This window comes from Methanobrevibacter sp. V14 (assembly GCF_963082475.1).
Taxonomy (GTDB): Archaea; Methanobacteriota; Methanobacteria; order Methanobacteriales; family Methanobacteriaceae; genus Methanocatella.
In genome coordinates this window covers 279,538-305,077 of record NZ_CAUJAM010000008.1, presented here as the reverse complement: position 1 = coordinate 305,077, position 25,540 = coordinate 279,538, and the positions used below count along the sequence as shown (strand labels likewise).

Sequence of the window (25,540 nt, the reverse complement as noted above, 5' to 3'; positions counted from 1 at the left end):
AGAATTTTTGAAGAATAATCTTATTCTTCAACATATGAATCTATGTCAATATCTAACTTGTCACAGATTCCTTTTAATTGATTGTATAAATTTTCATCAATTGCAACGCCATTAGCTTCAGCTTCAGCAATTCTTTTAACTTCTAAATCTCCTGGAATAGCTACACTTTCCCCAGTTTCTCTAACTTGTGATATAAAGTCTTCGGTGTTTGCTTTAAATTCATCAAAGTCACCAAATTTAGAAGGATCAATTACAATATATAAATCTCCTTTAGTACAGTCTTTATCCGGTGAAGCAGTACCTGTAACTCCACGGCCATAACCTGCCTGTACTAATGGCCCAGTTAAAATTTCAATTAATAGTGATAATGCATATCCTTTGAATCCGCCAAATGGTAAGATAGATCCTTCAAGTGCAGCTTCAGGGTCATTTGTTGGGTTTCCATCTTTATCCAATGCCCAGCCATCAGGCAAATCAAGGCCTTTTCTTTTTGATTCAATTATTTTTCCACGGGCAGTAATTGAAGTTGCCATATCTACAGTGATGTAGGAATCAGATGGAATGCCTAATGCAATCGGATTGGTTCCAATTAATGCTTCCTTACCTCCTAATGGTGCAATAGCAGGATCAGTATTTGCAATAACTATTCCAATACAGTTTTCACGTAATGCTAAATCTGAGTAAAATCCAGTAACTCCAAAGTGGTTAGAATTGTGAACTCCAACACAAGCAATACCTACTTCTTTAGCTTTTTTAATAGCTATTTGCATTGCTTTATAAGATACTGCTTGTCCAAATCCACAATTTCCATTAATTAATGCCATGGCAGGAGTTTCTTTTTCAATAGTAATATTGTCTTTCAAGTTAATTGTGTTTGCTTTAATGCTGGTAAGATATTGTGGAAATCTTCCAAGTCCATGTGAGGTAAATCCTTTTAAATCAGCATCCAATGTTGCTTCTGCCACTAATTCTTGATCTTCCTTGCTAGCTCCAAGCTTAGCTAATATTTCTTTTACAAGAGCCATTTCATTATCTTTCATTATCTTCATTTACACACCTTCAGTACTCAATAACAGATTTCTCAAAAGCTTTAACTGTAATTTTTTCATCATCAGTTACTTTACCGATAATTTGACATTTACAGTGTTCTCTTAAAGTTTCCATAATTTTATCAGCTTCTGTCTCATCACTAATTACAACAAAACCCACACCCATGTTGAAAACTTTGTACATTTCTTTGATGTCCACGTTTTGTTCATAAATAAGTTTAAATATTTCCGGAACTTCTGGAAGGTTGGTAATTTCATATCCCACACCTTTTTTCAAACGTCTAAGGTTGGTGAAACCTCCTCCGGTAATATGGGCAAGCCCATTAATATTATATTCTTTTTCAAATAATGCAACAATAGGTTTAACATATAATTCAGTTGGCCTTATTAATTCTTCACCAATTGTAGTTTCGCCATTTGGCATTTCATCGTCTATGCTAAATTTAGCATCATCAAATAATGCTTTTCTTGCAAGACTATATCCATTAGAATGAATTCCATTACTTTCAATGCCAATTAAAACATTTCCTGGTTCAATATTTTCACCGGTAATGATTTTATCGATATCAACAAATCCGATACCAGTTCCTGCAAGGTCGAAATCTTTGATTATTTCTGGAAGTGAAGCTGTTTCACCACCAATAATTGCGATTTTAGATTCCTTAGCGCCTGTTACTAAACCTTCAGCGATTTCAGCGGCTCTTTCAGGGTCTGGTTTTTCAACAGCAAGGTAATCTACTAAAGCTATAGGTTCAGCTCCAACACATAAAATATCGTTAACAACCATAGCAATACAATCAATACCTACTGTATCATATTTGTTCATCATTTCAGCAATTAAAATTTTACTTCCAACACCATCAGTACTCATAGCGATAGCTTTATCTCCTAATTTTACTAAAGCTGCATAATGACCACTGTCAGTAATAATATCTCTGCATTCTAATGTTGATTTAAGTTTGTCTGCTAATTTTGAAACAGTAACTGCTTCCAAATCAATATCAACACCAGATTCTGAATAAGTAACCATGATTACACCAATTTAAAAATAAAATTAAATGTTGCAATGTTATTACAACACATTAATGTTAATAATAATACTTTGTTTTATTTAGTATTTAATAATTTTTAATGAATTCTTACACAATCTAAATTAATTGGGGTTTTAGTTTCAATCTTATAACTTCTATGGATTGAAGATGCCAAGTCCACTGCTTTATAGGGGTCTCCATGACAAGTAATGACTTTTTCAGGTCTTGGATTGAGTCTTTTAACATATTCCATTAATTGTCTTCTGTTGGAGTGACCACTGAATCCATTAATAGTTTTAACTTCCATTTTAACACAGAATTGCCTAGTTCTTCCATCATCATCTTCAAGAGGAATTTCCTTCCAACCTTTTTGAACTCTTCTACCCATTGATCCTTCAGACTGGTATCCTACGAAGATTATTGAATTTTTTTCATCTTCACATAACCACTTGAAGTATTCTACTGAGTTTCCTCCAGTTAACATACCTGAAGTTGATAGGATAATCGCAGGCTGTTTTGATTCAACAATTTCTTTTCTTTGATTATGATTTTGAACTTTTTCAAACATGTCTGAGACAAATGGATTTCTTCCCATGTGGAAAATTTGGTCTCTTAAATCTTTGCTTAAGTATTCTGGTCTTGCAGTATGGATTGCTGTAGCTTCCCAAATCATTCCATCAATGTAAATTGGTACTTCATCAATCATTCCATGTCTCATGTACTCTTCAAGCACGACCATTAATTCCTGTGCTCTTCCCACAGCAAATACTGGAACTAATATTTTTCCGCCACGTTTAAGGGTTTTGTAGATGGTTTTCATCATTTCTTTTTCAGCATTGTTTCTGGAAGGTTGCACATCTTCTTTTCCACCATATGTACTTTCCATAATGACAGTTTCAGCACGTGGGAAACGGATATTTGCAGGTTCAAGTAATCTTGATGGTTCATATTTGAAATCTCCAGTATATACTAAATTGTGAGCTCCATCTCCAATGTGCATATGGGACATTGCTGAACCTAAGATGTGTCCTGCATTATGCAATGTTAATCTTATGTCTGGTGAAATGTCGGTTACTTCACCATAATCTAAGGTAATTGTATTTTTAATTTGTTGTTTTACATGTTTTGATGTAAATGGAAGTGGATTACCTTCTCTGTGGGCAATATCCAAGTGATCAAATTGTAAAAGTGTAGTCAAGTCTCTTGTTGGTGTTGTACAGTAAACCGGTCCATCATATCCATAATGGAAAAGATATGGTACAAAACCACAGTGATCTAAGTGAGCGTGAGATATAATAACCGCATCCAATTCTTCAATTGAAAATTCAGGAGCATTCAAATAGGGGAATGCATTTTTATTATCTGATGCGGCAACATTAACACCACAATCAAGTAAAACTCGACTGTTGGGTGTTTGTAATAACATTGAAGAACGTCCTACTTCTTTAAATCCTCCCATGGAAGTTACTCTTGCCCAATCATTAGGGAACTTACTTCCTTGGTGGATTTGACGTCCTAATTTTTGTAATAATTTTTTTCTTTCTTTACTGCTATTCTTTTTAATAGTTCTAATTTTTCCAATAATGTCTGAACTAATTGGTGGGGTTCTTAATATTTTAGGTGCCCATCCAGTATTTTTAACGATATTTCTTGAAGTAGCTCCGTATTTTCCAATGACAAGCCCTGGTTTTTTAGCAGTAATAACAACCTCACCAGTTACTGTATCAAAGTAAACATCAGTAATTTCAGCTCCATCTGGAACTATTTCATGAATTTTATTTATAGTTGGTTCTGGTTCAAGTAAAGCACTTTTGTCAGATCTAATAATAATTCTTTTTCTTAGTTCTTTTGCAAGTGATCTTATAAGATCACCATTTTCAGTAATAATTTCTGGATTCTTAGTGTAAACTACTACTTCAGGTCCTTCAAATTCCACTTTCGAGACCTGAATTTCATCGGGTAGTTTTGATAAAATCTCTTTTTTAATATCATCTAAAATATCTGAAGTCATATAATCCCTTCAAAAAAAAGTTTGTGTAGAAAAATAGTTTATGGAAGCATTTAAGTCATAATCAGTTAAATTCCATAAACTATCTACACTATTATATAAAAAATAGTTAGTTATGAAAAATTAGTTTACTTATATTTTTTCAAGAATTTCATTAATTTTTTCATTATCTAACATTTCAAAGCCGTTTTTATCCACTTTAGCGACTAGATATCCGTTTCCAGAATAAGTGTCACGTTCAGCAGCAGCTCTAATAGCTCTTATGGCTATTTCTATTCCTTCATCAGTTGTTAAGTCATCTCTAAATCTGTCTTCAAGAACTCCGTAAGCTACGATAGAACCTGATCCAGTTGAGATATAATCATCTTTAATCATACCGCCTGCTGGGTCAAGTGAGTAAAGAGATGGTTCTTCCTCATCCATTCCACCAAGTAATGTTTGAACATACATTGGTCCTGAACGTAAGATATTTGCAGTTAATGATGCAGCTGCTTTAACACTGATAGTGTCATTGTTTCTCATTTGATATAATGATACTTCTGCTTCAATAACTTTCATTAAACTTTGTGCATCTCCAACAGAACCAGCTATGGTTGTTACAATGTGATCATCAATTTTAAATATTTTTTCTGCTACTTTGTGAGCTACAAGGTTTCCCATACTAGCTCTTCTTTCACTTGCAAATACAACCCCATCGTTACAAGTAATTCCAACGGTTGTTGTACCTTCCAGTATTTTATCATCCATTTAAATACACCTCGTATAAGTATTTAAAATATTTTATTTCAACTACTCATAGGTTAATATAACAAAATATAAATTAATTTTTCTAAATTAATTTTATTTAAAATCAGAATCAATAATTAGTATAAACTAACAATATTATATTAGTTATTTCAATATATAAAGTTTTCTTTTTAGGTGGAGTTAATGAAGTATAAAAAAATTGGAGATATCTTAATTTTGGATAATAATTATTCGGATAATAATTTTGATGAATTATCAAAAAAATATAACGTTAAAACTATAATGAAGATTAATCATATTCAAGGAACTAAAAGAGAACCAGTTCATCAAATTCTTTATGGTAGTAGCACTGAAACAATTAATAAAGAAAATGGATGTCTTTTCAAACTGGATTTGTCAGAAGTAATGTGGTCAAAAGGAAATAATAATGAACGTTTAAGAATTGCTAAATTAGTGGAGGATAATGAAAAAGTAATTGACATGTTTGCTGGTATTGGATACTTTACTATTCCAATTGGTGTTCATTCAAATGCATCTAGTGTAATTGCAATTGAAATAAACCCTAATTCCTATCAGTTTTTATGTGAAAACATTAAGTTTAATAAACTAAATAATATAATTCCTGTTCTTGGGGATTGTAAGGATATTGCTCCAGAATTTAAGGCGGATCGAATTATCATGGGTTATGTAAAAACAACTCATCATTACTTAAAAGTGGCTATTGATAGTTTGAATGAAGGTGGAATCCTGCATTATCATGAAACTGTTCCTGAAAAATTAATTAAAACAAGGCCGATTGAAAGGATAATTTCAAAGGCTAATGGTCGGGAAGTAGAGTTATTAAAAATAAACAAAATTAAAAAGTATGCTCCTGGAGTGGAACATGTGGTTATTGATGCTCGGATATATTGACGATCTTTTCCAAGATAAAATTGTTTAACCATTCGGAATTGATGTATTTTTCATAAACGCATAATCTTTCGGTTAATTTAAATCCTGCATCTTCAGTTAAGTTTTGAAGTTCATCAATTCCTGGCCATGGGGATGTGATATTTACAAAGTCAGGACTTACAGGTGAAATCCCTCCCCAATCATCAGCACCGCATAATAGGAAGATTTGTGCAGTATAATTGTTTAAATTGGGAGGAACTTGTATGCTGACATTGGTATTGCTAAATACTAATGTTCCTGCAATCACAGTTCTAATCATATCTAAAAAGCTTGGTTCTGGCCAATTTTCCATTTCAATGCCTGATATCGGTGTGAAATTTTGAATAATGACCTCTTGAATATGGCCATATTTGTCATATAACTCTCTAATTGCAATTAAAGAGTCAGCTATTTCTTCAGCGGTTTCTCCAATTCCAATTAAAATCCCTGTGGTATATGGAATTTTAAGTTTTCCTGCATTTTCAATGGTTTTTAATCTAATTTTCGGATTTTTTCCAGGACTTTTATTATGTGCAGGCAATTCCAATAATCTAGAAGATGCATTTTCAAGCATCAAACCCATGGAAGCATTAACATCTTTAAGCTTTTTCAAATCTTCATAACTGTAATTTCCGCCATTGGTATGGGGGAGTAATGTTGTTTCATCTAAAGTCATTTGACAGATGTCAACAACATAATCAACCATGTTCTCATAGCCATATTCAGTTAATTTGATTTTAACAATTTCTTCTTCATCTGCATCTTCACCAAAAGCAAACATTGCCTCTTTACAACCATATTGTTCAGCTTCTTTTAAACTTTTCAACACTTCTTCTTTGCTTTTAAGGATAATGGCATTTGAATCAGCAGGATTCTTTTTAAAATTACAATATCCGCAATCATTTCTGCAGATTTCAGTTAATGGTATAAAAATATTTTTAGAATAAGTAATGAGATTATTCTCCCTATATTTCACAGTTTCAGCCATATATCTTATAATATCACTGTCTGTTGCGGTCAATACTTGGAGAATATCTTCTTTAGTTAAATTTGATTTCATTAGTCTTCACGTTCGGAAACAGTTACTTCCACATAAAGCGGAGGTATCTCATTTTTATCTTCCCAAATTGCAATGACTACATCAAAATTTGGAAGTTCAAATACTTTATATTCAACAACAAGGCCCATTGATTCAAACTGCTCTTTCATTTTAATGAATCCCTTGTTGTCTATATCATTTGTGGTTGCCTCGTTTGAAGTAATGTTTTTATCACTAACTTTAAGAATTTCCGATATTTCTTCTGAATTTGCATCTAATTCAGTTCCACCAATGATTTTACCGATTTCACTGAGTTTTGATTCAAATTTATCAAGAGGTATGACTTTTCTAGATTTCCCTCTAACAATCAATATCCTTTCATTATCAATTGCCGGTCTTGATCCTTTAAATGAATCAAAAAATCCCATCACTTCTCCTGCAATTTCATAAGTTTTTTTCATTAAATCAAATCCTTAGATGTTCAATTCTTCTTTTAGTTCTCCAAGGGTTGTTACCTTTTCTGCAAATGCATTATGTCTGTGAATACTTTCTTGATTTTCTTGACGTGCAGTAATTAATGTATCATCTGGGAAGTCATCATATTTTTTAACAATTTTTTCCATCATGTTTCTAACACAGTCTTCAACAAAAACAGGTTTTTTATGTGCATTGATTACAGTTGCGTTTTCGTCAGGTCTTTTAAGTAATTCACATACTTGGGAACTCATTGAATTTTCAATAATTTCAATTAAATCTTCTGCTTTAACAGTTTTATCTTCAGGAACTTCAATTAATAAGGTGCCTATTCCTCTTTGATTGTGAGAAGCGAAAGTAACTGTGTCTAATACTTTTTGAGTAGTTTCTTCATCTAAAAATTCTAATAATTTATTTTTGTCTGATTCTTTCACAGATTCTTGTGCACATGGACAAACGGTCATTCCAATAAGTTCGGCACCAACACTTTTTCTAATCTCTATGTTGCCTTTATTGTCCCTATATCCTACAGCTTTTGCTTTTAATTGAGCCATTTCCTGGGTTTTATTTTTGGTAACTGGTGATTCTTTCATGAACATGAAATCGGTTGTCATTGAAATTTCAACACGTTTTGCATATTCGTGTTTTGACATCATTTTACCTACTATTTTTGCACATAATGATTCAACATCAACTGAGGAGTCTTTAGATACAGTTTCTAGAACTTCACTAATGGCTTCCGGGTTTCTAGACATATGTACTCCTTTTTGATTACTTGGTAAGTCTACAAAAGCATCAAAGGTAGGTAATAAAATTATAGGTCTTTTATTTGTTCTTTTTAGTTGTAACAATTTTTTAACTCCAGTTACACCTACTCTGGTTAATTTTATAGGTATGTTAGGAGTGTCGTCTTGAGTATCGGGTAAGCAAACTGCCAATTTAATAACCTCATTTCTTAATTAAGTATTAATAAATTTAGTTCTTTTTATTTATATAGTTGCATGATTTGGTATATGCATTGTAACAATTAATATAATATTGTAATATATTTTAAGTAGTATTCTTTTAGAAATTTGAAAATAAAAATAATAAAAAAAGTAAAATTAGTTAACTAATTTTTTAAGAATTTATAAAATATTGGAAGATCCCATATCTTCTTTGATTACATCAAGAACAGTTTGAGTGTAGGTTCTTTCTATAATCGGATCTTTTAATAACTCCTTAATAAATGAATTTAATTCATTTGTGTTTCTGAATTTTGCAATTAAAAATGCATCATATTCTCCAGTAACATCATAAATTCCAACCACATTTTTATTAAAGAAAGTTTTTTCTTCCCAGTTTTTAAGTTTTCCACCTTTAACTCTAACTCCGATAATGGTGGTTAAAACAAAACCTAATTTCTCATGGTCAATAACTGGTGAGAACTTTTTAATTACTCCAGATTTAACCATTTTATCAATACGATTGTGGACAGTGCCTACAGAAACATCTAAACTGCGAGATATTTGTCTATAGGAAGTTCTTACATCTTCATTAATGATTTTTAATATGTTAACATCAGTTTTGTCAAGTTTTACAATATTATCTTTAGTTTTCACCATTCGATATCTCCTTATATTATTTTTAAAATGATTGGTTAATTTTAACCTATATTATAATACTAACTTTTTTATTATATTTAAAAGTTTTTGTATTTTATTTATTTTTTTAATTAATTTTTTAATAAATCTAATTATAAATGGGGTTATATCTTTTGTTTTTATAATATTTGAGTAATATGTAGTTTAGGTTTATTTTTTTAGCTTTTTCTATTTGATTTTTATAATACTGTTATATATTATTTAATTTAATTAAAATATTTTTTATATCTTCAATGCTACATTCACTTTTAATTCCTAATGGGTTATAATGAGTTTTTATAGCTTTAAACCCATGTTTTTCAAGTTCTTCTAAAATCAAATCAAATTTGGGCGCGCTAACTTTTAAATTTTTACATATTTTGTGCACATCATAAAAAGTCACAGGAGCACCGGCTTCACCAATGCATTTATTTAATAATTTCAATGTTTCTTTTTCAGTATTGATCTTTTTATTTTCAACTTCATCAATCATTTCTTGAATAAATTTTAGATTTTGAATGTCCCCTAGCCATAATGGGCCTGCTTGAGTTAATTTTTCACCACAAATTGGACAAACATCATCAATAGGGCTGGCCAATCCATTGCTGGTTTGTCTGTAAAGGCAATGTTTACAATGGACAATGTATCCGATATTTTTAAGAGATTCATCAGTTTTTTTAGAACCTTTTTTAACTTCAATGTATAGTCTCATATAATGTTCGGTACTATGGGACATTTTAACTTCAATAAATTTGGCGTATTTTGAAAGGGTTAAAGCCACAAACCCTGCTAAGATTCTAATTCCAGTTTCATGACAATATTCACTTTTGTAAGGCTTTGAATTATATTTACGAATGCAAGGTTCTTCATATGTTCCGCATAATGCAGAGGTGTCAGTTGCGGTGATACATAACAATGAATTTCTACGGGCACAGTACCCTGCTGAGTCTAGAAAAGGAGAAGGAGTTCCAAAAGGATCAATATCTATAACATCGAATTCGCCGCGTTTCATTCTTAAAAACATGCTAGCATCGTGCTGATAAATTTTAACATCCTCTAAATTATTCAATTCGATGTTATGCCTTTCATAATGATTTGCGGTTTCACTTATGTCATTTATAGAAACCTCGCCGACGCCATCAATTTCATTTTTATATCTAATGCCTCTAATTCCGCTTCCTCCAAATAAATCACATATATTTATTTCCCTTTGTTGCTCTTTTTGAAATACTTGGAGTGCAAGGATAGATAAATCTCTATTTAATTCCATATGAGGATTATAAAAAACTGGTGCAGCTGATGAAACTTTATCAAATTCTGGAAATTCAATTGTGGTAAATCCTTCTTCAATGCGTCTTGTTTTATATTCGTCCATTACTTCTCACTCATAATTTTTTTATTAAGTAATATTTTAAATATTATTAAATTTAAACATTAGTATAGTAAATCTATTGGTGATAAAATTGTCAGATATTAGAGTTCCTATTGCTAAACCAATAATCGGAGAAGAAGAAATAGAAAATGTAGTTGAAGTTTTAAAATCAGGTATGATTGCTCAAGGTCCAAAAGTTGAAGAATTTGAGCAAAAATTTGCTGATTGGGTAGGTGCAGAGTATGGAATTGCTGTTAACTCAGGAACTGCTGCTTTACACACTGCATTACTAGCATGCGATATTGGAGAAGGCGATGAGGTTATTACAACACCATTTACATTTATTGCAAGTGGTAATTCCATAGTGTATACTGGGGCAAAACCGGTATTTGCCGATATTGATTTAAAAAATTATACAATAAATCCTGATGAAATTGAAAAATCAATAACAGAGAATACTAAAGCTATTTTGCCAGTTCAATTATATGGTCAATCTGCAAACATGGATAGAATTAATGAAATAGCTGAAAAATATGGATTAATTGTTATTGAAGATGCTGCCCAAGCTCATGGAGCAACTTGCAACGGTAAAAAAATAGGCAGTCTGGGGGATATGTCTTGCTTTAGTTTTTACCCAACAAAAAACATGACCACTTCCGAAGGCGGAATAATTACAACAGATGATGAAGATTTAGCAGAAAATGCAAGAATATACAGGGCACACGGAGCTAGTGTTAGATATCATCATGATGCAATAGGATACAATTTTAGAATGACTGATATTTCCGCAGCGATAGGTCTTGCACAATTGGAAAAAATAGATGATTTTAATGATAAAAGAATTGCCAATGCGGCATATTTAAATGAAGGTTTAAAAGATGTTGATGGAATAGTTACTCCATACTGTGCTTATGATTCTAAACATGTATATCATCAATACACAATTAGGGTTGAAAAAGGAGACCGTGATGATTGGGTTGATATAATCAATGATTGTGGTGTCGGAACGGGTATTCATTATCCAATTCCATTATACAATCAGCCAATTTACAAAGCATTAGGTTATACTGGGCATTGTCCAAATACAGAACTTGCAGCAGACAATGTAATTTCACTTCCAGTACATCCATCATTAACAAAGGAAGATTTGGATCTTGTAATTGGAGCTGTTAAAACAGCTTCTAAGGAGTTAGATTGAATTCTAACTTTATTTTTTTATTTTAACATTTCATTAACGGTATCAACTTTAGCATCTAAAGTTCTATTTTCTAAGTCTCTTCTATCGTCTACTTTTATAACGGTATATACTCTGCCAATGTCTAATTCAAAGATGGCTTCTTGAGCATTAGCTATTGCTTCATATAATTGGGTTAAATTTTCTGCTTCTATTTGTGTTCCCATTCCAGTTAATTGATAACTTAAACCGGAATCTTTTATTGATTGAACAGCTGCAGTTACATAATCTTTACATTCAGTAGTTTCAGTGCCTACAGGCAATATTGCAAAATCGCATGTAATCATTTTTTTCACCTAGTAAAATTATTTATTTATCTTTGTATAAATTAATTTAGTAATGGTGAAATTAGACAAAGATGAATTTAATGAATATATTTTCACAAGAATTAATAATTTAATCCGTGATCATGAATTAATTAAAGAGGACGAGTTAATCGCTGTGGCATTATCTGGTGGTAAAGATAGTGTATTAACATTACACGCACTTAAAAATTATCAAAACTTTTTAGATTTTGATTTAGTGGCTATTAGTGTCGATGAGGGTATTAAAGGTTATCGCCAACACGGCATCAATTCAGCTATTCAAAATGCCAGGGAGTTGGATGTTAAGCTTGTTCAAAAATCATTTAAGGATGAGGAGGGGTTTGCGCTTGATGATATTTATGCTGATTTTAAAAGCGCATGTATTCCCTGTGGAGTGTTTAGAAGAAATATTTTAAATAAAACCGCTTATGAAATAGGTGCTTGTAAAATAGCAACTGGACATAATTTAGATGATGAAATTCAATCTTTTTTAATGAGCTTTGCTCGTGGTGATACAATTAAATTCTCAAAATTCGGTCCTGAACTTGATGTAATTCATCCAAAGCTTATTCCAAGAATTAAACCTTTGTGGAATACTCCTGAAAAAGAAGTTGGGATGTGGGCGGTAATGAACAACATTGATATTCATCTTGATGAATGTCCTTATTCGCATTTATCTCTAAGAGCTAAAATTAAGGCATTTTTAAACGAAAGTGAAGATAAATGCCCAGGCATTAAGAATAATGTGATGGAGTCATTTAAACAGATTTTAACATTTGAAAATGATATCAGCACAAAGCTCAATGAATGCGAAGTTTGTGGGGAGCCTACTTCTTCTAATGTTTGTAAAGCTTGTGAACTAAAAGATTTAATAAATAATGCATATTCTACTAATGATTAAATGCACATAGTTTTATGAATAAATAGAATGCGGTGGTTTTAAGTTACTTTTTTTAAGTAACTTTCGAGTCCTTTTTCCACATATTAAAATTCAATTTCTTATTATAGAAAATGCCATGTATATAACAAATAATGCAACTAAAATAATACCTTCTTTTTTGTCGTATTTTTCCTGAGTTTTACCAAATATGAAACATAATATGGTTACTGCAATCATAAACCCGATATCTGTTAACATGCTCTGATCTACGGGTATGTTGGTTATAGCACTACTTGCACCAAGTATGAATAGGATATTAAATGTGTTTGAACCTATAACATTGCCGATTACTAATTGGTTTTCCCCTTTCTTTAAAGCAGTAACTGATGTGACAAGTTCAGGTAAAGATGTACCGATAGCTACAATAGTTAAACCTACTAGTGTTTCACTCATTCCAAATGCCATTGCTATGGTTGAAGCATTATCTACAACCAAATCTCCACCAAGAACAATACCTACAAGTCCAATAATTATAAAAATTATACTTTTTTGAAGTGTTAATTTAGGTTTTTCCACAACATTGGCTTCCGCTGACTGTCTTGCTACATGAACGGTGTGGGTAAGATAAACAATTAAGATAATGAGCAATACAATTCCTTCAAGATGTGTAAGATTTCCGCCGATAAATATTAATGCTTCAAGTAATAATGTTATGCCTATAAGGAAAGGCAAATCTTTATTTAAAACACTTCTTTCCATTAACAAGTCGCCAAGTAATGCACATATTCCAATGACGATTAAAATATTAAATATATTGCTTCCAACAATGTTGCTCACAGCCATTGCATTATTTCCAGTTAGGGAGGAAGTAATGGAAACTGCAGCTTCAGGAGTACTGGTTCCAAATGCCACGATGGTCAAACCAACAATGATGGCAGGGATTTTTAAAATAGAAGCAATGCTGCTTGCTCCATCAACGAAAATATCGGAACCTTTAATTAAAAATATGAATCCCGCAAGTAACAGTAGGATATTGACAATAATAAATGCATCCATTTTTTCACTCCTCAGTTTCAGTTACTTCTTTGGATCCAAGATCGGTTACAAGAACTTTATCAATTTGGTGTCCATCAATGTCTATAATTTCAAAGATAAACCTTTCACATTCATATTTGTCCTCTTCATTAGGAACGGTACCGCTAATACTTAAAATAAAACCTGCTAAAGTGGTATAGTTGTCTTCTTCTTCATCAGGCAATTTATCTTTAAATTCAAATAATTCTTTAAATTTATCAATAGGGTATCTTCCATCGATTAACCAAGTTCCATCCTCCCTTTGGATTGCTTCAGGTTCATCTTCTTCATCAATACTTGGAATGTCTCCAACAATGCCTTCAAGTAAATCGTTTAAAGTAATTAAACCTTCTACACTGCCGAATTCATCAATAACAAGGGACATATGAACATATTCTTGGTTTTCTTTAAATTCCTTTAATAATTCTAATGTTTGCAAATGCTCAGAAACTACTAATGGTTCTTTAACGATTTTTTCCACATCAAATTCTTCTTCACTAAACATTACTGAGAGAATATCCTTTGCCTGAACAACTCCAATGAAATCGTCTAATTCCCCTTTGGCAATTGGAAAAATTGATCTTTTACTTTCAATAATTTTGACTTTATTCACGTCATGGTCATCTTCAAGATCAATCCAAATAATCTCATTACGTGGGGTCATTATACTTTCAACTTTCTGGTCATCAAGTTTGAAAACTCTTTTGATGATGTCCTCTTCCGCCTCTTCAATTGTACCATCTTCTCTTCCTTCTTTAATCATTAATTCGATTTCTTCTTCAGTAACAATGTCATCATTTCTATTTTCAATTCTCATTAACCATAATAGAAAACTACTTGACTTTGCAAGAATAAAACTTATTGGTCTTGAAACTTCTGTAAGAACTAACATAGATTTAGCAACTTTTAGAGAAACCTTTTCGGGATCATTTAATGCTATAACCTTTGGTACAATTTCCCCAATAACTAATGTTAAATATGTGCTCACTATTACCACTACAATTACACTTATGGCTTCGCTATATGGTATAAATGAAATTGCAGCTGCAAGTGGTTCTGATAAAGTTGCTCCACCAAATGCTCCTGTTAAAACAGCAGTAAGGGATATTCCTATTTGAACAGTGGATAAAAATTCGTTGGCATCTTCACCTAATTCTGCAACAATTTTTGCATTTTTATTTCCTTCATCGATATATTTTTGTAATTTTGCTTTTCTAACTGATACAACAGCAAGTTCCGCCATTGATAAGTATCCGTTAATTATTATTAAAATTAATATGACAATTATTTCGAGTGTCGTCCCAATCATTTTTAACAAACCATTAAAACTAATTTATAAATCACTGGCACGTTTAAAACCAGTGTTTCCATATATTTTATCTTGCATTTCCTGAACTGCAAGTGAAGCTTCTTCTCTTGTAGCTACTTTTTGAAAAATACGTCTGGATTTAATATTTAGGGTTTTTCCACAAATACATTTGCGTGTAGCCACTCCTTCTTTAGCATATAATGCTCTTCCACAGTCGCAACGAAATATAAAATACATGATTTTTTCCTTAAAAAGTAATAGTAATTATAAATATCTTTAAATATATGTTATATATATTTTCACCTAGAGTCCGAAGATTTTCATAAATAGTGGTATGAAAACCTTTGATGGTAAAATCACTAATGTAGCAATACTGACTCCTAAGTTAGTTCCAACAACAACAAGCAATATTCTAAATATATTGTTATCCCATAAATCTCTGAAACTTTCCACGCGGGCTAAATTCTTCACGTCCCTTTGTCTGACTTTTCTAAATTTTGCTTCACATAGTCCTGAAAACCAACCTGCTGCAAGTAACGGGTGGATAATTGTTAATGGCGCTACAAGCCCTCCAACAATTGCAGATTGAATTTTTGAACCTGAAAGGATTGATCCTATAAATCCCATAATCATACTGATAATTATAAAGTCATATATATTCCAAGTGATATTTATCCCGCTAAAATATGCCAGAAAAAATATCACAACAAATAGTAAAGGAATCATTGCTAATAGTATTTTTCCCCATGGAATTCCTTTTTTGTTTTCAATAACCTCTAGGTCTTTTAGATTAGGTAATGTTTCAGGATTATCTAAATATCTTTCAATTCCAGGTTTATGCCCTGCTCCAACAACTGCAATAACATGGTCCTGAGGTATTCTCATTATGCTACCTGCAAGATATGCGTCTCTTTCATGAACAAGAACTTCGTGAACACTAGGAGCTTCATCTTTGAATACCTCCATTAATTCATCTAAATTGTCCGGATTTTTCAACTCTTCAATATCAATGTCTTCCTCTTCGCCATGTCCAAAAACTGAAGCAATTAAGCTAAATAAGAATTTAGCTTTTTCAACAAAACTCATTCTGTTTAAAGCTCTCTGTAATGTAACGTTAACGTCTCTATCAATTAAAGCTATTGGAATTCCTAAATCTTCACCGGCTTCAATAGCACCAATCATTTCAGAACCTGGAGCGACATCTACATCTGCCCCTATTTTTGATTGGAAGTAACTTAAAAGTGCACTTGTGAAAAATAATGAGACTTTATTTTCCTTGATGATTTTAGTCACGGGAATTGTATCATCATGTTCAATACCCATCATTTCTTGTTTTAATCTAGTGTATCGACCTTTATCAAGTTCAATTGCCACTACATCAGGATGGTGCTCATAGATAGCATCTTTCACTTCATTGACACTTTCTTCAGATACATGAGCAGTACCTATTATTTTTAAACATTCTCTTTTCAAAAAAAACACTTCTTTATAATCTTATCTTAATATTATTATGAAGTTTATATATATAAACTTAATTAGTTGCATTGAATCAGATATCTTTTGACATATTTCAATAAATATTACTGCTATAATTCCAATTCTATTAGCGCATTGATTTTTAACTTGGCATCTATAAGATTAATTCGTTATTATCATATATTGCAACATTATTACTTATATTTCTCAAACAACAAAGTTCAACATCATATTTATAATTTAACTCAATTAATCTTTTGCCTGATCTGGAATTAAAAAATGCTTCTTTTACAGATTCATAATCTCTACTAGCTAAAATTGCAGCTTTTGCATATTCACTTAGCTCACTATCATCTAAATTTTTGCTTATCCAGCATAATATTTCACCAGATGCAAGAAAATCTTCAATTGCAAAGTCTCCTTTAACTCCTGCCATAACCACATCAATATGGTCACAAGCAAGCTCAGTACTTTTCAGAGCAACTGCTTTTGCATTAATCATACATCCGACTAATACTTTTGAGGTCATATTCTCAAGTATTCGAGTTCCATTGCTTGTTGTTAAAATAAGAGTATCTTGCGGTGTTTTCAAATCTTTAATTCCCCAAGGTGTATTTCCAATATCGAAACCTTCAATTTTAGCTCCGTCACGTTCTCCAGCTAAGACTCCGCCCAGTTTATCTTTCAAATTAAAAGCTTCATCTGGGCTGAAACACGGAATCACTCTTTTAAAATTATTTAAAGCAAGGGTAATTGTTGTACTGGCACGTAAAACATCAACCATAATTGAAATATCGCTGCTGATGCTTTCCTCAAAACTTAATGTCACTTTCATGAAGTAATTTATATTGAATGTTATTAATAATATGTATTATGAGAATTGTCACAACACCGATGTGTGAAGAAATTGTAAGATTGGCAGGCATTTCAGATTATGTTATCAATAAATTTCCATCTAAAGAAGATGGGGATTTGGCGATTTTACTTTCTGAGAGTAAAGTGGATATGGAATCATTGCCGATTAAGATCAATACCTCTTCACAAATTTTTGACAGCATTAAAAAAGTTTCTAAACTAACAGATTGTGAATTAAGCAATGAGGATATACTTAAGTTTTTTAAAAACTATGAACTGTGCAATAAATATTTATTTTCTAGTTTTAAAAGAGATATTAATGTTAAAGTTTATTCTGAATTTTTAAAAGATATTGTTTTAGATGTAGGGTTTTGTATAGTTTCAGTTGATTATGATTACGTAATCTATCCGGATTATTTAAAAAATAAGGTAATTGAAAGTGAAAATTTAGTTGAAATTCCTCTCACAATGATATTTCAAAAAATCCATTTAAAAAAGCGGAATCACGGTATGCTATTTTAGAAAATTTAATATAATATATTAATTAAAGTCTATTATATCATATAATTGCATTTTTTGAGAGTTGTTAGGATGTATGAAACATTAACATTCACTGGTGGAATTCACAAAAGTGAAGAAATAAAAGAATTAATCGAAGACTTAGGAGGATTTATTCTTCAAGACAATATTCAACAAATGGAATTGGTCTTAAACATGGCTGTTCCTTTAGGTGATGTTGATAAAATTGAGGAAAAATCAAATGAATTATTAGCAAAACTATCTGTCGCCCCTATGGCAGGTTCCGAGATTGCTATTGTTTCACCAACTTTAGCTAGACATCATTTGCCTCATGCAGCATGTGATATTTCTGAATATTTACGGGAATTCGGTGCTAAAGATAATATGATTGGTCTTGCTCGTGGTGATGGTAAAGGAACATCAGGCATTACTGAAGAGGAAAAAGAATTGATTGGTGAACATGATATTGCTGTTTTCGCATTAGGCAGTTTTGAAAATTGCATTAAAGAAAAATCGTTTTTATATGATGATATTGATGTTCCGGTGATTGTAACTGGAGCGCCGGATATTGATGTCAATGAACTTCCAGGTGCTGATGCATATGTTGGTGGTCTTGGTAGAATTCCAAGGAGACTTAGAAGAGGGTCAGATGTACGTGCACTTGATAATTTAGTGGAGACTATCGAAAGAATACTAAATGAAAAAAAACGTGAAATGGCTCTTGATGCGCCATTAGTGCCATCTATTGTTGTTAAAAATGCAATTGAAAATCAAGTTAGAGAAATTGAGGATGTTATTTCTCCAACACCGGTAACTTCACAATTAGATGGTGTTCGTGTAAAATTAGATTATGATACCTATGCTGATGTAATTGCTAATGTGGTGATTGATGGTAAAAAGTTATCTGAATTTGCTGAGATTAAAAAATCAAAAATGTATGATTATATTTTAGTAAAGATCAACAGTGAGAGTTCTATTGTAGAGAATTCTAACTAATTTTTCTTTTTTTAAAATATCCTTCTCATTCCAAAGAAGTTAATTGCATCTACTAAATCATTAAAAGATTCTAATTCTCTCTCAATGACATTTTCGTCAGTCATATCAATACTTAATTCTCCATCAGCACTTAATGTATCCGGACCACGACCGACAATCCTATCCACGCCATCGGCACTTAAAATTCTCTCAGCATCAAGTTGATGTACAAATGATCTTCCGGGCAATATGACTGCATTTTTTATTTCGCTTAAATCTAGTTTTTCTAAATCTTCTTTTGTAATTAAACATGCAATTTCCTTTTCAACCGCAACAATATTGACATTGTCCGATTCAAGTTTGTCAAATATTTTAGTAATAAACGGTTCGGCTATTTTTGAAGTTATTAATGTTGCATCTCCAGTAATGGGTTTTATGAATTGTAAAAAGACTTCATTTTCATCTTTTGCAATTGCAAATGGACCTCCAGTTTCAGGGTCGCACAATGGTGTTCCACTAACTCTAAATTTATATTCTGAGTTAATTTGTTTAACAAGTTCTGCAAAATCTTCAACAGGTTGTGATTCAATTCCTTTTATAATAGGTTCATTGCCTAATATTAATCCTTCATTGAATGTATTTGCAAATCTCATTAAAAGCATTCCTTTTGCACCCCATTCTTCTAAAGAATTACAGGTTTCTCTTAAAACATCTCCATCATTAACGCCAGGAATTATTACTGATGCTCCAGTCAAATCAATGTTTTCACAAAATATTCGGCATGCTTTAAGTGCTTCTTGAGGACTTGGATCTTTAACCCATTGTTTTCTAAGCTGTGGGTTAGATGAAAAGATAGTAAATGAAACTTCATTTACACCATTATTAATTAATCTGGTAGCTACTTCGCAGTCAGTTATTCCTTTTCCACATGTGTATCCCAAAACAGAGGGGATTGAAATTTGATTTAAACTAGAGGTTAAACTTTCAAGATAGGGATAACAACTTATATCTCCTCCACCGCTAATATATGCACTTATATCTCCATCCCTAACCATATTCATCATTAATGCTGTTTGAACTTCGTTCATAACTTCAAATGGTGCTTTAAATGCTCCCTGGGATTCTGCAACTCCTTTGGTGCAACGTTCACAACCTATTTTATTGGGGGGACAATGTGCACAGCCAAAAGTTTTCATTTCTTTTACCTTTCTGAAGTAACAGTATTTGCAAAATCCGTTACAATCTCTTCCAGGTATGCCCCCAACATCTGCTACGATTTGCATATTTGTTTATTTGTAATTTCATTTTATTTATAAATTAATGATTTTTTTAACCTAAATTTTGTATTACTTTTAGTAATATTTATTACTAAAAATTTTGAAAGTAATAATCGATATTTTTAATTTATTTTAAATAATAATGTTTATATATGCTTATTATTTTTAAAAAATAGTTTATTTTAATTTATTTTAACTTTTTCAGTTAAATATATCTCTCAACTGATTTTAACTAACTTTAATTATTAGTGAAAATTATTACTTTTATAGTAATTTATCTTAAAACTAAAATGTTTTATTATACTTAATAAACTTTTCTAAAATATCTTATAAGCAATCTTTATATTATATCTTTGATAAAATAAAATTTGTATACCATATGGCTGGCTATTGCAAAAACTTGCTTTGTGGCTCAAACTCAATTTGGTAAAAAAGATTACCATTGAGAGTGGTATATTAGTTAAACTCTATTTATTTAGGAGGGAAAAAATGGCAAAGTTTGATGATAAAATCGATTTATTCGATGATAGAGGCAATGAAATTGCATCTGACATACCAATCGAAGCTATCAGTCCATTAAGAAACCCTGCAATTCAAAGCATCGTTAAAGGTGTAAAAAGAACTGTTGCAGTAAACTTAGAAGGACTAGAAAAATCTGTTAAAACAGCATCTGTTGGTGGAGACAAATCTAGAATTTTAGGAAGAGAATTAGATCTCACTATTGTAGAAAACGCAGAAGCAATTGCAGACAAAATTAAAGAAATTATTCAAATTTCTGAAGACGATGACACTACTGTAGAACCTATTTCCGGAGGAAAAAGGTTATTAGTACAAGTACCAACTCAAAGAATTGATGTTGCTGCTGAATACTCTGTAGCTCCATTATCCACTGCTTCCGCTTTAGTACAATCTGTTATTGATGTTTGTGATGTAAGCATTTATGATGCTAACTTTGTAAAAGCTGCAGTATTAGGTAGATATCCACAATCTGTAGACTACAAAGGATCTAACATTGCAACCATGTTGGATATTCCACAAAAACTTGAAGGTGCAGGTTATGCTTTAAGAGGTGTAAAAGCAAATGATTTCGCTGCTGCTACTTTGAAAAACACTTTCCAAGCTACCGCATTAGCATCCATTTTTGAACAAACTGCTATGTTTGAAATGGCTGATGCTTTAGGTTCTTATGAAAGATTACATTTATTAGGTTTAGCTTACCAAGGTTTAAACGCAGACAATTTAGTAATGGATTTAGTTAAAGATAATGCAGTTGACGGTACTGTTGGTAGTATTGTACATGAAACCATCTCACGTGCCGAAGCAGACGGCATTATTGCTCCTCAAACTGAATTAACTGACTTTAATATCTACAACACTGGTGATGCAGCTAAATGGAACGCTTATGTTGCTGCTGGTGCTGTTGCAGCTACTATGGTTAATGTAGGTGCTGCTCGTGCTGCTCAAGGTATCCCATCTACTTTATTATACTTCAATGATAACATTGAATTCGCTACTGGGTTACCTGGTCTCGATTATGGTAGGGCAGAAGGTGTAGCTGTAGGATTCTCCTTCTTCAGTCACTCTATTTATGGTGGTGGAGGCCCTGGTCTCTTCAACGGTAACCACGTTGTAACTAGACACAGTAAAGGATTTACAATTCCATGTGTAGCTGCTGCTATGTCCTTAGATGCAGGAACACAACTCTTTTCACCAGAAGCAACTTCTGGTTTAATTAAAGAAGTATACAGTCAAATTGATGAATTTAGAGAACCTATTAACGCTGTTGCAATTGCAGCTGAAGAAATTAAAGGTGACATCTAATTAATTTAAATAAATCTAATTTGAAGGTCTTATAATGGATATTGAAATCTTTCCTCACAGAGTTTTAGGAAGTGACACAACTGAAAAGTTGTTAAATGACTTAGAATCCCTCGAAGATGTTAAAAGAACTGTTATTCATGGTCCTAGATTTCCAAAAGGTGAAGCAACTTTACCTGAAAAATATAGGGAACGTAGGGTCATCACAGTCAATGGTGAGGATGTAGTTCTACAAGTTAAAACAGCTAGAATATTTATTGAATTAACATTGGAATCTACAATAGATGAAATTGAGGAAATCTGTAAAAAACACATCCCATATGGATTTGATATTAATCAAGATAGGATTAATTATATTAGAAAAGAAAAAACAGTTTCTGATAGAATCAAGTATGGTAATGCAGAGTTGCCAGATGAATTAGTTGGAATGACAGATCAATATTCAACTTTTGAAGATCATGTGAATATTATAAAAAAGGATGACTTAGATTAATATGATAGGAAGATGTACTCACGTAGTGGATTGTAGGGAAGCAAGCGGAATGGGTAAAGGTGGAAGCCTCGCTCAAAGAGGTACTTTTGCTGAATGTGGTACTGATGTATGTGCAGTTGCTATGTCCCCTGGACGTAGACACATTACCAAACCTGTTTGTGAAATCACTTTTGGATTGCGTGAATCAAATGTTTTAACAAGCACTATGGTTTTAAATGCTGGTGCTGGTGTTCCGCATGATGCTCCTGCAACTGGTGGAACTTTGTTCGGACTTACTGATAAGGAAGTAGAACAAATGTACAATTTTAAATTGCTTGTTATCCACTTAGGCGGAGTTGCAAATCATATTACTTACAAAGCAAGATTAATCCTAAGGAACGTCAATAAACATTGTGTTATTATATGTGAATCACCAGTCGATTGTGAAGATTTTGCTAAAATTGGAGTAAAGACTTCTAAAGTCATGCCAAAAGATGGTGAAATTAAAACTGAAGGCATTATTGATGATATTGTTACTGGAGTTATCCGAGGTGAAACAATTTCACAAGAAAAATTAGATGAAATTATTAGAAAAGTTAAATTAGCATTAGGAGATGCATAATTATGGTACAAATTTATCCAGGTACTTCTCAGGTTGCTCAGAATAGAAGAAATTTCTGTAACCCAGAACATGAATTAGAAAAATTAAGAGAAATCTCTGATGAAGACGTAGTAAAAATATTAGGTCACAGAGCTCCAGGTGAAGAATACAAATCTGTTCACCCACCATTAGATGAAATGGATGAGCCTGACGACATTGTAAGAGAATTAGTAACCCCTATCGATGGTGCAAAAGCAGGAGACAGAATTAGGTACATTCAATTCGTAGACTCCATGTACTTTGCTCCAGCTCAACCTTTCTTAAGAGCAAGATCCTACTTATCCAGATTTAGAGGAATCGATACAGGTACATTATCCGGAAGACAAGTAGTTGAAGCAAGAGAAAGAGATATTGAAAGAATCTCCAAATACCTCTTAGAAACTGAATACTTTGATACTGCAAGAACTGGTATTAGAGGTGCAGGTGTACACGGTCACTCTTTAAGATTAGATGAAAACGGTTTGATGTTTGATATGCTCAGAAGACAAGTATTCAACAAAGAAACTGGTAATGTTGAAATGGTTAAAGACCAAATCGGTGTTGAATTGGATGAACCTGTTGTCTTAGGGGAACCATTAGATGAAGAAACATTAAAAGGAAAAACCACTATTTACAGAATAGATGGTGAAGCATACAAAGAGGATGTAGAAGCTGTTAAAGTTTGTCAAAACATTCACGTTTCCAGATCCTTTGGTGCATTTGATCCAAACGCAGGATGGTAATTAACATGGCTGATAAAAAATTCTTAGATGCAATGAAACAAAAATTCAGTGAAGATCCAACTGAAAAAACTACTCAATTCTATAATATGGGTGGTTGGACTCAATCTGAAAGAAAAACTGCATTTGTAAATGAAGGTAAAGAAATCGCTGAAAAAAGAGGAATTCCAATGTACAATCCAGACATTGGTACTCCTTTAGGTCAAAGAGCTTTAATGTCTTACCAATTATCCACTACTGATACCTTCGTTGAAGGTGATGATTTACATTTCATAAACAACGCAGCTATCCAACAAGCTTGGGATGACATTAGAAGAACTGTAATTGTAGGTTTAAACACTGCTCATAATGTTCTTGAAAAAAGATTAGGTATTGAAGTAACTCCTGAAACTATTACAAACTACTTAGAAATTGTTAACCATGCTATGCCTGGTGCAGCAGTAGTTCAAGAACACATGGTGGAAACTGATCCATTAGTAGTTCAAGATTCCTATGTAAAAGTATTTACTGGTGATGATGAATTAGCTGATGAAATAGATTCCGCATTTGTTTTAGATATTAACAAAGAGTTCCCAGAAGAACAAGCTGAAGCTTTAAAAGCTGAAGTAGGTGGAGCTGTATGGCAAGCTGTAAGAATTCCTTCTATCGTAGGAAGAGTTTGTGATGGAGGTACTACTTCCAGATGGTCTGCTATGCAAATCGGTATGTCAATGATTTCTGCATACAACCAATGTGCTGGTGAAGGAGCTACTGGTGACTTCGCTTACGCATCTAAACACGCAGAAGTTGTTCACATGGGTACTTACTTACCTGTAAGAAGAGCAAGAGCAGAAAATGAACTTGGTGGAGTTCCATTCGGATTCATGGCTGATATTTGTCAAGGTTCCAGAGTTTACTCTGACGACCCAGTAAGAACTTCCTTAGAAGTAGTAGCTTTAGGTGCTGCTTTATACGACCAAATTTGGTTAGGTTCTTACATGTCTGGTGGTGTAGGATTCACTCAATATGCTACTGCAGCATATACTGATAATGTATTAGATGACTTTACTTATTATGGTAAAGATTATGTCGAAGATAAATATGGAGAGTTATGTGCAGCACCTAACAACATGGATACTGTACTTGATGTAGGTACTGAAGTAGCATTCTACGCATTAGAACAATATGAAGAATATCCGGCATTACTCGAAACTCACTTTGGCGGATCTCAAAGATCTTCAGTTATTTCAGCAGCAGCTGGCTGTTCCACTGCATTCGCTACTGGTAATGCTCAAACTGGTTTGAGTGCATGGTACTTGTCCATGTACTTGCACAAAGAACAACATTCCAGATTAGGATTCTATGGTTTCGATTTACAAGATCAATGTGGTGCAGCTAACGTATTCTCCATCAGAAACGATGAAGGATTGCCACTTGAAATGAGAGGGCCAAACTATCCTAACTACGCAATGAATGTAGGTCACCAAGGTGAATATGCTGGTATATCACAAGCTCCTCACGCAGCTCGTGGAGACGCTTGGGCTTTCAACCCATTAATTAAAATAGCATTTGCTGACAAAAACTTAGCATTCGACTTCAGTAAAGTTCGTTCTGAATTTGCTAAAGGAGCATTAAGAGAATTCGAACCAGCTGGTGAAAGAACTGCTATTACTCCAGCAAAATAGCTAGTTAAATACATGGATAGGTGATTTTTC

General features: G+C 32.6%; 26 protein-coding genes. 10 read left to right on the top strand and 16 right to left on the bottom strand.

The annotated features are described in order from the left end of the window. Positions 1 to 20: 20 nt before the first annotated feature. The 4 genes from comC to psmB all read right to left on the bottom strand — a co-directional run bounded on the left by comC (position 21) and on the right by psmB (position 4,835). Complete coding sequence (gene comC / locus Q9968_RS07410; RefSeq protein WP_305514994.1) at positions 21 to 1,049, bottom strand: L-sulfolactate dehydrogenase; 1,029 nt, start codon at positions 1,047 to 1,049, stop codon at positions 21 to 23. A 10-nt stretch (positions 1,050 to 1,059) separates the two neighbouring features. After that, positions 1,060 to 2,079 carry a phosphoribosylformylglycinamidine cyclo-ligase gene (purM, locus tag Q9968_RS07405; protein ID WP_305514992.1) on the bottom strand — a complete coding sequence of 340 codons (1,020 nt, stop codon included), beginning with the start codon at positions 2,077 to 2,079 and terminating at the stop codon, positions 1,060 to 1,062. A gap of 98 nt (positions 2,080 to 2,177) precedes the next feature. Then, complete coding sequence (locus Q9968_RS07400; protein WP_305514990.1) at positions 2,178 to 4,091, bottom strand: beta-CASP ribonuclease aCPSF1; 1,914 nt, start codon at positions 4,089 to 4,091, stop codon at positions 2,178 to 2,180. Positions 4,092 to 4,220: 129 nt separating this feature from the next. Then, the gene (psmB, locus tag Q9968_RS07395) at positions 4,221 to 4,835 is read right to left on the bottom strand and encodes an archaeal proteasome endopeptidase complex subunit beta (RefSeq protein WP_305514984.1); all 615 of its coding nucleotides are present in this window, start codon (positions 4,833 to 4,835) and stop codon (positions 4,221 to 4,223) included. A gap of 183 nt (positions 4,836 to 5,018) precedes the next feature. On the opposite strand from psmB, the gene Q9968_RS07390 reads away from it, so the two are divergent. Next, positions 5,019 to 5,747 (top strand): class I SAM-dependent methyltransferase family protein, encoded by a 729-nt coding sequence (locus Q9968_RS07390; RefSeq protein WP_305514982.1) that lies wholly within the window; start codon positions 5,019 to 5,021, stop codon positions 5,745 to 5,747. Here the strand turns inward: Q9968_RS07390 and cofG are convergent. From cofG to Q9968_RS07365, 5 genes are all read right to left on the bottom strand, one after another. After that, positions 5,725 to 6,825 carry a 7,8-didemethyl-8-hydroxy-5-deazariboflavin synthase subunit CofG gene (cofG, locus tag Q9968_RS07385; RefSeq protein WP_305514980.1) on the bottom strand — a complete coding sequence of 367 codons (1,101 nt, stop codon included), beginning with the start codon at positions 6,823 to 6,825 and terminating at the stop codon, positions 5,725 to 5,727. The two genes, Q9968_RS07390 and cofG, sit on opposite strands and share 23 nt — an antisense overlap. Continuing rightward, entirely contained in the window at positions 6,825 to 7,265 is a 441-nt protein-coding gene (locus Q9968_RS07380) for a DUF2120 family protein (protein WP_305514978.1), read from the bottom strand. The genes cofG and Q9968_RS07380 overlap by 1 nt, the downstream gene beginning before the upstream one ends. Positions 7,266 to 7,277: 12 nt before the next feature. Then, complete coding sequence (gene mptA / locus Q9968_RS07375; RefSeq protein ID WP_305514976.1) at positions 7,278 to 8,216, bottom strand: GTP cyclohydrolase MptA; 939 nt, start codon at positions 8,214 to 8,216, stop codon at positions 7,278 to 7,280. A 189-nt stretch (positions 8,217 to 8,405) separates the two neighbouring features. Beyond that, on the bottom strand, positions 8,406 to 8,882 hold the full coding sequence (locus tag Q9968_RS07370; protein WP_305514973.1) for an Lrp/AsnC family transcriptional regulator: 477 nt from the start codon (positions 8,880 to 8,882) through the stop codon (positions 8,406 to 8,408). A 229-nt stretch (positions 8,883 to 9,111) separates the two neighbouring features. Continuing rightward, positions 9,112 to 10,275 carry a tRNA (guanine(10)-N(2))-dimethyltransferase gene (locus Q9968_RS07365; RefSeq protein WP_305514971.1) on the bottom strand — a complete coding sequence of 388 codons (1,164 nt, stop codon included), beginning with the start codon at positions 10,273 to 10,275 and terminating at the stop codon, positions 9,112 to 9,114. A gap of 88 nt (positions 10,276 to 10,363) precedes the next feature. Here Q9968_RS07365 and Q9968_RS07360 point away from each other — a divergent pair, with 88 nt between their 5' ends. Next, positions 10,364 to 11,470 carry a DegT/DnrJ/EryC1/StrS aminotransferase family protein gene (locus Q9968_RS07360; protein WP_305514968.1) on the top strand — a complete coding sequence of 369 codons (1,107 nt, stop codon included), beginning with the start codon at positions 10,364 to 10,366 and terminating at the stop codon, positions 11,468 to 11,470. Positions 11,471 to 11,487: 17 nt separating this feature from the next. Here the strand turns inward: Q9968_RS07360 and Q9968_RS07355 are convergent, their stop codons facing one another. Further along, positions 11,488 to 11,793 carry an MTH1187 family thiamine-binding protein gene (locus Q9968_RS07355; RefSeq protein ID WP_305514966.1) on the bottom strand — a complete coding sequence of 102 codons (306 nt, stop codon included), beginning with the start codon at positions 11,791 to 11,793 and terminating at the stop codon, positions 11,488 to 11,490. 52 nt (positions 11,794 to 11,845) lie between these two features. Here Q9968_RS07355 and Q9968_RS07350 point away from each other — a divergent pair, with 52 nt between their 5' ends. Then, positions 11,846 to 12,712: a TIGR00269 family protein gene (locus Q9968_RS07350; RefSeq protein WP_305514964.1), complete on the top strand. Its 867-nt coding sequence runs from the start codon at positions 11,846 to 11,848 to the stop codon at positions 12,710 to 12,712. Positions 12,713 to 12,802: 90 nt separating this feature from the next. Here the strand turns inward: Q9968_RS07350 and Q9968_RS07345 are convergent, their stop codons facing one another. The 5 genes from Q9968_RS07345 to comB form a co-directional block, all read right to left on the bottom strand. Then, a complete protein-coding gene (locus tag Q9968_RS07345) occupies positions 12,803 to 13,747 on the bottom strand; it encodes a calcium/sodium antiporter (protein WP_305514963.1) in 945 nt (314 codons plus the stop codon). A gap of 4 nt (positions 13,748 to 13,751) precedes the next feature. Continuing rightward, entirely contained in the window at positions 13,752 to 15,074 is a 1,323-nt protein-coding gene (locus Q9968_RS07340) for a hemolysin family protein (RefSeq protein ID WP_305514961.1), read from the bottom strand. A 24-nt stretch (positions 15,075 to 15,098) separates the two neighbouring features. Further along, entirely contained in the window at positions 15,099 to 15,311 is a 213-nt protein-coding gene (locus tag Q9968_RS07335) for a DUF1922 domain-containing protein (protein WP_305514959.1), read from the bottom strand. Positions 15,312 to 15,377: 66 nt separating this feature from the next. Next, entirely contained in the window at positions 15,378 to 16,556 is a 1,179-nt protein-coding gene (locus tag Q9968_RS07330) for a TraB/GumN family protein (RefSeq protein WP_305514957.1), read from the bottom strand. A 148-nt stretch (positions 16,557 to 16,704) separates the two neighbouring features. Further along, positions 16,705 to 17,385, bottom strand: a complete 681-nt coding sequence (gene comB, locus Q9968_RS07325; protein ID WP_305514956.1) for a 2-phosphosulfolactate phosphatase — start codon at positions 17,383 to 17,385, stop codon at positions 16,705 to 16,707. A gap of 17 nt (positions 17,386 to 17,402) precedes the next feature. Here comB and Q9968_RS07320 point away from each other — a divergent pair, with 17 nt between their 5' ends. Next, positions 17,403 to 17,927 carry a hypothetical protein gene (locus Q9968_RS07320; protein WP_305514954.1) on the top strand — a complete coding sequence of 175 codons (525 nt, stop codon included), beginning with the start codon at positions 17,403 to 17,405 and terminating at the stop codon, positions 17,925 to 17,927. A gap of 69 nt (positions 17,928 to 17,996) precedes the next feature. Continuing rightward, on the top strand, positions 17,997 to 18,920 hold the full coding sequence (locus Q9968_RS07315) for a methanogenesis marker 7 protein (protein WP_305514951.1): 924 nt from the start codon (positions 17,997 to 17,999) through the stop codon (positions 18,918 to 18,920). Positions 18,921 to 18,931: 11 nt separating this feature from the next. Here Q9968_RS07315 and mmp10 read toward each other — a convergent pair whose 3' ends face one another. Further along, the gene (mmp10, locus tag Q9968_RS07310) at positions 18,932 to 20,182 is read right to left on the bottom strand and encodes a methyl coenzyme M reductase-arginine methyltransferase Mmp10 (protein ID WP_305514949.1); all 1,251 of its coding nucleotides are present in this window, start codon (positions 20,180 to 20,182) and stop codon (positions 18,932 to 18,934) included. A gap of 483 nt (positions 20,183 to 20,665) precedes the next feature. Here mmp10 and mcrB point away from each other — a divergent pair, with 483 nt between their 5' ends. Genes mcrB through mcrA form a run of 5 tightly spaced genes read left to right on the top strand, consistent with a single transcriptional unit; the run spans position 20,666 to position 25,510 of the window. Beyond that, a complete protein-coding gene (mcrB, locus tag Q9968_RS07305; protein ID WP_305514947.1) occupies positions 20,666 to 21,997 on the top strand; it encodes a coenzyme-B sulfoethylthiotransferase subunit beta in 1,332 nt (443 codons plus the stop codon). Between the two features lie 34 nt (positions 21,998 to 22,031). Next, positions 22,032 to 22,487 (top strand): methyl-coenzyme M reductase operon protein D, encoded by a 456-nt coding sequence (mcrD, locus tag Q9968_RS07300; protein ID WP_305514945.1) that lies wholly within the window; start codon positions 22,032 to 22,034, stop codon positions 22,485 to 22,487. A gap of 1 nt (position 22,488) precedes the next feature. Beyond that, on the top strand, positions 22,489 to 23,088 hold the full coding sequence (gene mcrC, locus Q9968_RS07295; RefSeq protein WP_305514943.1) for a methyl-coenzyme M reductase I operon protein C: 600 nt from the start codon (positions 22,489 to 22,491) through the stop codon (positions 23,086 to 23,088). Between the two features lie 2 nt (positions 23,089 to 23,090). After that, positions 23,091 to 23,849: a coenzyme-B sulfoethylthiotransferase subunit gamma gene (gene mcrG, locus Q9968_RS07290; protein WP_305514941.1), complete on the top strand. Its 759-nt coding sequence runs from the start codon at positions 23,091 to 23,093 to the stop codon at positions 23,847 to 23,849. A 5-nt stretch (positions 23,850 to 23,854) separates the two neighbouring features. Continuing rightward, complete coding sequence (mcrA, locus tag Q9968_RS07285; protein WP_305514939.1) at positions 23,855 to 25,510, top strand: coenzyme-B sulfoethylthiotransferase subunit alpha; 1,656 nt, start codon at positions 23,855 to 23,857, stop codon at positions 25,508 to 25,510. The last annotated feature ends 30 nt before the right edge of the window (positions 25,511 to 25,540 follow it).

Bases quoted from the DNA above. Each gene is read 5' to 3' on its own strand.
- Q9968_RS07335 (WP_305514959.1), bottom strand. From the start codon at position 15,311: ATGTATTTTATATTTCGTTGCGACTGTGGAAGAGCATTATATGCTAAA.
- psmB (WP_305514984.1), bottom strand. From the start codon at position 4,835: ATGGATGATAAAATACTGGAAGGTACAACAACCGTTGGAATTACTTGT.
- mcrD (WP_305514945.1), top strand. From the start codon at position 22,032: ATGGATATTGAAATCTTTCCTCACAGAGTTTTAGGAAGTGACACAACT.
- Q9968_RS07380 (WP_305514978.1), bottom strand. From the start codon at position 7,265: ATGAAAAAAACTTATGAAATTGCAGGAGAAGTGATGGGATTTTTTGAT.
- Q9968_RS07350 (WP_305514964.1), top strand. From the start codon at position 11,846: ATGGTGAAATTAGACAAAGATGAATTTAATGAATATATTTTCACAAGA.
- Q9968_RS07390 (WP_305514982.1), top strand. From the start codon at position 5,019: ATGAAGTATAAAAAAATTGGAGATATCTTAATTTTGGATAATAATTAT.
- Q9968_RS07320 (WP_305514954.1), top strand. From the start codon at position 17,403: ATGTTATTAATAATATGTATTATGAGAATTGTCACAACACCGATGTGT.
- mcrC (WP_305514943.1), top strand. From the start codon at position 22,489: ATGATAGGAAGATGTACTCACGTAGTGGATTGTAGGGAAGCAAGCGGA.
- mcrA (WP_305514939.1), top strand. From the start codon at position 23,855: ATGGCTGATAAAAAATTCTTAGATGCAATGAAACAAAAATTCAGTGAA.
- Q9968_RS07400 (WP_305514990.1), bottom strand. From the start codon at position 4,091: ATGACTTCAGATATTTTAGATGATATTAAAAAAGAGATTTTATCAAAA.
- Q9968_RS07345 (WP_305514963.1), bottom strand. From the start codon at position 13,747: ATGGATGCATTTATTATTGTCAATATCCTACTGTTACTTGCGGGATTC.
- Q9968_RS07365 (WP_305514971.1), bottom strand. From the start codon at position 10,275: ATGGACGAATATAAAACAAGACGCATTGAAGAAGGATTTACCACAATT.
- Q9968_RS07370 (WP_305514973.1), bottom strand. From the start codon at position 8,882: ATGGTGAAAACTAAAGATAATATTGTAAAACTTGACAAAACTGATGTT.
- mcrB (WP_305514947.1), top strand. From the start codon at position 20,666: ATGGCAAAGTTTGATGATAAAATCGATTTATTCGATGATAGAGGCAAT.
- comC (WP_305514994.1), bottom strand. From the start codon at position 1,049: ATGAAGATAATGAAAGATAATGAAATGGCTCTTGTAAAAGAAATATTA.
- comB (WP_305514956.1), bottom strand. From the start codon at position 17,385: ATGAAAGTGACATTAAGTTTTGAGGAAAGCATCAGCAGCGATATTTCA.
- Q9968_RS07355 (WP_305514966.1), bottom strand. From the start codon at position 11,793: ATGATTACATGCGATTTTGCAATATTGCCTGTAGGCACTGAAACTACT.
- Q9968_RS07315 (WP_305514951.1), top strand. From the start codon at position 17,997: ATGTATGAAACATTAACATTCACTGGTGGAATTCACAAAAGTGAAGAA.
- mcrG (WP_305514941.1), top strand. From the start codon at position 23,091: ATGGTACAAATTTATCCAGGTACTTCTCAGGTTGCTCAGAATAGAAGA.
- purM (WP_305514992.1), bottom strand. From the start codon at position 2,079: ATGGTTACTTATTCAGAATCTGGTGTTGATATTGATTTGGAAGCAGTT.
- Q9968_RS07340 (WP_305514961.1), bottom strand. From the start codon at position 15,074: ATGATTGGGACGACACTCGAAATAATTGTCATATTAATTTTAATAATA.
- cofG (WP_305514980.1), bottom strand. From the start codon at position 6,825: ATGAAATCAAATTTAACTAAAGAAGATATTCTCCAAGTATTGACCGCA.
- mmp10 (WP_305514949.1), bottom strand. From the start codon at position 20,182: ATGCAAATCGTAGCAGATGTTGGGGGCATACCTGGAAGAGATTGTAAC.